The organism is Roseibium sp. (assembly GCF_025698965.1).
In the GTDB taxonomy this organism is placed as follows: Bacteria; Pseudomonadota; Alphaproteobacteria; order Rhizobiales; family Stappiaceae; genus Roseibium.
Window position 1 is genome coordinate 1 of record NZ_JAILWL010000380.1, and the last position, 6499, is coordinate 6499.

Below are 6499 nucleotides of genomic sequence, written 5' to 3' on the forward strand. Positions count from 1 at the left end.
CCGTTTCAGGGCAGATGGCAGGCGCGCTTCGTTTCGTCTTCGAACTTGGTGGACCTCTGGGCGCAATCCGGCGCTCGGACCAGACAGGTTATTTGGTGCCCGCACAACCGCTCTCGGAATGCTTTCGAAATCAACAGGTTCTGGTGTTTGTCGCCGTCTGGTTCGGCCTCAACCTCTTTTTCGGGTTGATGAGCGGTCCGGTGGCCGGGCAACCGGCGAGTGTAGCCTGGCAGGCGCATATCGGAGGGTTTGTCGCCGGACTCGCCCTGTTTCCTGTTTTTGATCCGGTGCAGCGGTACCTGCGATAGTCGTTTTTGGTCATCATCTTCGCGTCAAAGGATTGCACACGCTGAATTTTTTGCCATGATGAGACGACCCCGTGAATGACGGGCTGATTGAAGCCATCGGAGGTGCTCTTAGATGACCGTAGCCGCAATCTTAAGTGGAAAAGGCCACGAGACGATTACAGCGCGCAGTGACGCGCTGTTGGGCGAAATTTGCGAAACCCTTGCGAAGAACAAGATTGGTGCGGTGGTTGTGTGCTCGGGTGACAACTCGATCGAGGGAATCATTTCCGAGCGTGACATCGTGCGCGTGATTGGTACTCAGGGCGCTTCGGCGCTGACGTTGCCTGTATCCGCCGTCATGACCAAGGATGTTATAACCTGTTCAGAGGACAATAGTGTCAATGAAGTCATGGCACGCATGACCCAGGGCCGGTTCCGCCATATGCCTGTTATCAAGGATGGTGCATTGACCGGGGTGATTTCGATTGGTGACGTTGTGAAATTCAAAATTGCGCAGGTGGAGCTCGAAGCCGAGCAAATGCGCAGCTATATTTCAATGTCCTGAGCAAAACCGATACGGATCAAAAAAAGGCTGGCCAATTTGGCCAGCCTTTTTGTTTTTCGGCTTTGATAGTCCCACTTGTGATCAATTTGTCTCTTTTTGACGCTGTTCCAAAAAGGCCGTCGCATTTTCCAGCGCTTTTCCGGACGGGGCTTCCATCCAGGTTGACTGCTGCGACATGTCGGGAAGCTGGTGCGCAATTCCCTTGTGGCAATCGATACATGTTTTTTCACCGGTAAAGAGAAACCGCTCATGAGCCTCGGCTGCGCGCGTACTTTGTCTGGTGATGTCCATGGAGTCGGATGAATGGCAGTTGCGGCATTCCAGTGAGTTGTTGGCCTTGAGCCGGGCCCATTCATGCTGAGCCAACTCCAGCCGATGCGCCAGAAACTTCTCCCGTGTGTTGATCGTGCCAAAGATCTTGCCCCAGACTTCCTTGGACGCCTGCATTTTCCGTGCGATCTTGTCCGTCCAGTTGTGCGGCACATGACAATCTGAACAGGTTGCCCGGACGCCTGAACGATTGGAGTAATGGATAGTTGTCTTCAGCTCCGCAAACACATTGTCCCGCATCTCATGGCAGCCGGTGCAAAATGTTTCCGTGTTGGTGAGCTCCATCGCAGTGTTGAATGCCCCCCAGAAGAGAACTCCCATTATGAAACCGCCCAGGGTCAGAAAGCCAAGGCTGTAGTGAACACTGGGCCGCCGGACTACACCCCAAATCCGTTTGATCAAGGCCCACATCAGTTGGCCCCCTCTTTGGATTTCACATATTCAAGGACGGCGTCGACATCGACAAATTCGTTTTCAAGCAAGGGCCGGGCATCCGTTTGAACCACGTGGCACTGATTGCAGAAATATCTGCGGGGAGTGACGGACGCCAGGAACTGATTGTCCCGGTTCATGAAGTGCGTGATCGAAACCATAGGCGCCTGACTGGTTTCAATGGCCGCACGCGAGTGGCAGGTCAGGCACTTGTTGGAGTTCTTGTCGACCTGATAGTTGTCGATCTTGTGGGGGATCAGGGGCGGTTGTTCCGGATAGTTCCGTACCTGGCGAATGTCGGTATTGACCACGTTGGGCATCGGCGCTGCCTCTCCGCTTTCAGCAAGAGGCGTGACCGGCCGCAAAGTGGCGACCTTGTCTTCGGCCGCGGCGAGGGTGACGAGAAGTCCCAAAAGGGCTGCAATGGCAAGAGCAAAGCGTTTCATGGCTAACCTCACACAGCTTCGATGCGCACGGCGCATTTCTTGAAGTCAGTTTGTTTTGACAGCGGATCCGTTGCGTCGAGTGTCACCTTGTTGATCAGTTGCCGGGCGTCGAACCAGGGTACGAACACCAGTCCTCTGGGGGGCTTGTTCCGGCCCCGGGTTTCCACACGGGTGATCATCTCGCCGCGGCGGGACTGGATCTTGATCTCCGATCCCCGTCTCAGGCCAAGCTCCTCGGCATCGTCTGGGTGCATGTAGCACAGAGCGTCCGGAATGGCCTTGTAGAGTTCCGGTACCCGTTGGGTCATGGACCCGGAGTGCCAATGTTCCAGAACACGGCCGGTGGTCAGCCAGAACGGATACTCGCCGTCGGGGCTCTCTGCAGGCGGTTCGTAGGGCAGGGCAAAGGCAACAGCCTTGCCGTCGGGTTTGCCGTAGAATTCGAACTCGGCACCGTCCGTCACATAAGGGTCGTACTCGCCATTGTAACGCCAGCGCGTTTCCTTGCCGTCGACGACCGGCCAGCGCAAGCCACGAACCTTGTGATAAGTGTCGAAATCCGCAAGGTCATGACCATGTCCGCGTCCAAACCGTGCATATTCCTCAAACAGGCCCTTTTGGATGTAAAAGCCGAAGTCCTCAGCTTCGTGGTTCGCGTAGTTCTCATTCAGCTCGCTGTTGGAGAAGGCGTCTACCTGTCCATTTGCAAACAGAACGTCATAAAGCGTCTTGCCTTTGTAATCCGGGTTGGCATCCAGAATTTCAGCCGGCCAGATTTCGTCCGTGGTGAAACGTTTTGAAAACTCGACAAGTTGCCAAAGGTCGGATTTGGCCCCGTCGGGCGCATCAACAAGCTGATGCCAGAACTGGGTTCTGCGCTCCGCGTTGCCATAAGCACCTTCCTTTTCGACCCACATGGCAGTGGGAAGGATCAGGTCGGCTGCCTCTGCAGTCACGGTGGGATAGGCGTCGGAGACAACGATGAAGTTATCCGGATTGCGATATCCGGGTAGGCCTTCTTCCATCATGTTGGGCGCGGCCTGCATGTTGTTGTTGACTTGAACCCAGTAGCAATTGATGTCGCCGTCTTTCAGCATCCGGTTTTGCAGGACAGCGTGAGCACCGACCCAATCCGGAACGGTGCCTTCCGGGAGCTTCCAGATCTCTTCGGCAAAGGCCCGGTGTTCCGGGTTGGCCACGAGCAGGTCGGCAGGCAGCCTGTGTGCGAATGTACCCACTTCACGGGCTGTACCGCAGGCAGATGGCTGTCCGGTCAGTGAGAACGGAGAATTGCCGGGTTGAGAGATTTTTCCCGTCAAAAGGTGGATGTTGTACAGGAGGTTGTTCATCCAGACGCCGCGCGTGTGTTGGTTCACGCCCATCGTCCAGAGTGTCATGACCTTGGTATTCGGGTCCGCATAGAGATTTGCTATCTTCTCGAGCTGTTCCGCAGGAACGCCTGATTGTTCTGCTGCAAACTCCAGGGTGTAGGGTTTGACGAATTCAGCGAACTCCTCGAACGTCATCGGTTTGGACGCACCGCTGCCGGGATTGGCGGCCGCCTGTTCCAGCGGTGTTTCCGGACGCAGCCCGTATCCAATGTCCTGATCACCCTTCCGGAAATTCACGTGCTTGGAGACGAAATCCTCATTGACCGCGCCCGACTGAATGATGTGATTGGCGACGTAGTTGGCGATGATGAGATCGGACTGGGGAGTGAAAATTGCCGGAATATCCGCCAGGTCAAAACTGCGATGCGTGAAGGTGGACAGAACCGCCACCTTAACATGCGGATGACTGAGCCGACGGTCGGTGACCCGGGTCCAGAGGATTGGGTGCATCTCTGACATGTTTGAGCCCCAGAGAACGAAGGCATCCGCATTTTCAAAGTCATCGTAGCAGCCCATCGGTTCGTCGATGCCGAAGGCGCGAATGAAGCCGACCACGGCGGACGCCATGCAATGCCGGGCGTTCGGGTCGATATTGTTGGACCTGAAGCCGGCTTTCATCAACTTCGAGGCAGCATATCCCTCCCAGACCGTCCACTGTCCCGAGCCGAACATGCCGATCGCTTTCGGGCCTTTTTCCTTTAACGTGGCTTTCCACTTTTCAGCCATGATATCAAAGGCTTCGTCCCAGCTGACCGGGGTGAACTGACCGTTCTTGTCGTATTTGCCGTCGGTCTTGCGCAACAGCGGCGTTGTCAGACGGTCTTCCCCATACATGATCTTGGACAGGAAATACCCTTTGACGCAGTTCAGGCCACGGTTCACTTCCGCTTCTGCGTCGCCATGGGTCGCAACAACCCGTCCGGCCTTGGTGGCGACCATGATCGAACAACCAGTGCCGCAGAACCGGCAGGGTGCTTTCGACCATTTCAGATCGGTGAGTTCCGCGTCGGTGATAAGGTTTTGCGCATTTGCAGGCACCGAAACGCCTGCTGCCGCGGCGGCAGCGGCCACGGCTTGCGCTTTGATGACATCGCGTCTGCTAATTTCGCTCATAAGGGGTCTCCTCAGATGTCGGCATGGGCACTATCGGGCCCGCCGTCGGTCTGGTGGTAAACAAGGGATGCGCTCACAACACCGGTAAGCAGCTGAATTTCAGTAAGTGCCTGGACGATCTGGGCCTCGCTCGCCGTTTCCACGGTTACAATCAGGCGACCCTGATCGTCGGCATGAGCGACTTCGGCGCCATCAAGCCTTTCGATTCCGCTTTCGATCGAAGCGCGCTTGTCCGGCAGAGCCTGGACGAGCAGGCTGGCAATATGGACAATTTCGCTCATGCGGCCTCCGTTTCGTATCCGGCGCTTTTCAAAAGGAGTACTTCCTGCGGACAGGTGACCAGACAGGCGCCACAGCCGTTGCAGGCGTCCGGATCGATTCTCAAACGGCCAAAGGGGCGCTTGGCGACATCGACACGAATGGCTGTTTGCGGGCAACTGTCGCGGCAAAGCTGGCAGCTTATGCCTTCGTCCTGCAGGCACCCTTTCTGGATTTCCGCTTTGTAGCTCCAGGGTTCTGTTCGCGCGAGATCGAACACATGCGCTTCGCAAGCGGCTGCACATTTTTGGCAAAACGTGCATTCACCGCCGTCGAAGATCACAACAGGCTGGCCATTGGCATCAGCTTGCAGGATCGATTCCGGGCATACGTCAATACAGGCATTGCAACTTGTGCATTGCCCGTTCACCGAAGCTTCGTCAGACCAGGGTGGTCTGATCGCGAGAGGCTTCGGCTGGCTGTGCAGTTTCAGGAATGACCTGCGGCTCGCCGAAAATTTTGGATCTGCTGACATTTATCAGCCTACAGGCGGTCCAAAAAAGATCTGGGACATCCAGACAATGAACCCGTATCCGCCGACAATTGCGACGGATAATGCAGGGGCCAATACGACAGCTAGCAAGATAAACGCGATGCGTTCGTCCCGTTTGGTTTGAGCACCGTTTTCCGACATGACCTCTCCTTAAGCATGCGGACGGATTTATGTGGCGCAAACAAAGTTCGCGTCGTTTGCGCCTGTGTCGACTTTAGGCGAAGTGGAGAGGAGATCGAAATAAGTAAAAACGCGTAGAGACGACTAATAAACCCATGGAAATATTGATATTTGTCAATAAATTGTTAGCGAAAACCGATTCGAATTTGCGCGCACACGGATAAGAGGAGTCAGGAATTGTTGTAGACATCCGCGGGGTCATAAACCTTTTCGGTCTCGACCCGCTCCAGCTGCACGGCACCTGAATCGGGTTTGACCACTTTTCTGAAAAAACACGACCTGTACCCGACGTGGCAAGTTGCTCCGTTCCCAGCGACGGAAACCTTGAGCACGAGTGCATCCTGATCGCAGTCAGTCAGGATTTCATGCACACTTTGAATCTGTCCGGATGTTTCACCCTTTTTCCAGAAGCTCTGGCGCGAACGGCTCCAGTACCAGGCTTCTCCGGTCTCGATCGTGCGTTTCAGAGCTTCTTCATTCATGTAACCGACCATAAGCACTTCACCGGAAGTTACTTCAGTGACGACGACCACAATCAAGCCGTCTCGGTCGAATTTCGGCATCAGAAAAACGCCATTCTCGACCGCGTCTTTGTCGCCACGCTCGGAAATCTCGGAATTGCACATGGAAGAGCACTTGCCTCAAACAATCGGGTGCAAGGGCGTTTTCGTCAAAGGCCCTAGCCGCGTACCATGGACATAAACTTGGCCTGTTCGGCCGGGTCATCCTGGAATACGCCAGTGAATTGAGTGGTGATCGTGGAGACCCCCGGTTTTTGAACGCCTCGCATGGTCATGCACTGATGTTCTGCTTCCAGCATCACGGCAAGCCCTCGCGGCGCCAGACTATCGTCAATGACCGAAGCAATTTGTGCCGTCAAGTTTTCCTGTGTCTGCAGACGCTTGGCGTAGATATCCACGACACGTGCAAGCTTTGACAGGCCT

Annotated in this window: 10 protein-coding genes; 2 read left to right on the plus strand and 8 right to left on the minus strand. The window is 55.3% G+C overall.

What is annotated here, in order from left to right; genetic code table 11:
- Both K5905_RS24430 and K5905_RS24435 read left to right on the plus strand, forming a co-directional pair.
- Window positions 1–308, plus strand: a 308-nt coding sequence (locus K5905_RS24430; RefSeq protein WP_297588902.1) for a rhomboid family intramembrane serine protease, incomplete at its 5' end; no start/stop codon positions are given.
- A gap of 112 nt (window positions 309–420) precedes the next feature.
- Window positions 421–852 (plus strand): CBS domain-containing protein, encoded by a 432-nt coding sequence (locus K5905_RS24435; RefSeq protein WP_297588905.1) that lies wholly within the window; start codon window positions 421–423, stop codon window positions 850–852.
- An 81-nt stretch (window positions 853–933) separates the two neighbouring features.
- Here K5905_RS24435 and K5905_RS24440 read toward each other — a convergent pair whose 3' ends face one another.
- The 8 genes from K5905_RS24440 to K5905_RS24475 form a co-directional block, all read right to left on the minus strand.
- Window positions 934–1593, minus strand: coding sequence for a cytochrome c3 family protein (locus K5905_RS24440; RefSeq protein WP_297588908.1), 660 nt, complete (start codon window positions 1591–1593; stop codon window positions 934–936).
- Entirely contained in the window at window positions 1593–2060 is a 468-nt protein-coding gene (locus tag K5905_RS24445; protein WP_297588910.1) for a nitrate reductase cytochrome c-type subunit, read from the minus strand. Before K5905_RS24445 ends, K5905_RS24440 begins: the two co-directional genes overlap by 1 nt.
- Before the next feature lie 8 nt (window positions 2061–2068).
- Window positions 2069–4564, minus strand: coding sequence for a nitrate reductase catalytic subunit NapA (napA, locus tag K5905_RS24450; protein ID WP_297588911.1), 2496 nt, complete (start codon window positions 4562–4564; stop codon window positions 2069–2071).
- Between the two features lie 11 nt (window positions 4565–4575).
- Window positions 4576–4845: a chaperone NapD gene (locus K5905_RS24455; protein WP_297588913.1), complete on the minus strand. Its 270-nt coding sequence runs from the start codon at window positions 4843–4845 to the stop codon at window positions 4576–4578.
- Window positions 4842–5357, minus strand: a complete 516-nt coding sequence (napF, locus tag K5905_RS24460; protein WP_297588915.1) for a ferredoxin-type protein NapF — start codon at window positions 5355–5357, stop codon at window positions 4842–4844. Before napF ends, K5905_RS24455 begins: the two co-directional genes overlap by 4 nt.
- A 3-nt stretch (window positions 5358–5360) precedes the next feature.
- The gene (gene napE, locus K5905_RS24465) at window positions 5361–5516 is read right to left on the minus strand and encodes a periplasmic nitrate reductase, NapE protein (protein WP_297588917.1); all 156 of its coding nucleotides are present in this window, start codon (window positions 5514–5516) and stop codon (window positions 5361–5363) included.
- A 209-nt stretch (window positions 5517–5725) separates the two neighbouring features.
- On the minus strand, window positions 5726–6181 hold the full coding sequence (hisI, locus tag K5905_RS24470) for a phosphoribosyl-AMP cyclohydrolase (RefSeq protein WP_297588919.1): 456 nt from the start codon (window positions 6179–6181) through the stop codon (window positions 5726–5728).
- A 53-nt stretch (window positions 6182–6234) separates the two neighbouring features.
- Window positions 6235–6499 (minus strand): GTP cyclohydrolase I (locus K5905_RS24475; protein ID WP_297588922.1); only part of this gene is annotated, 265 nt, incomplete at its 5' end.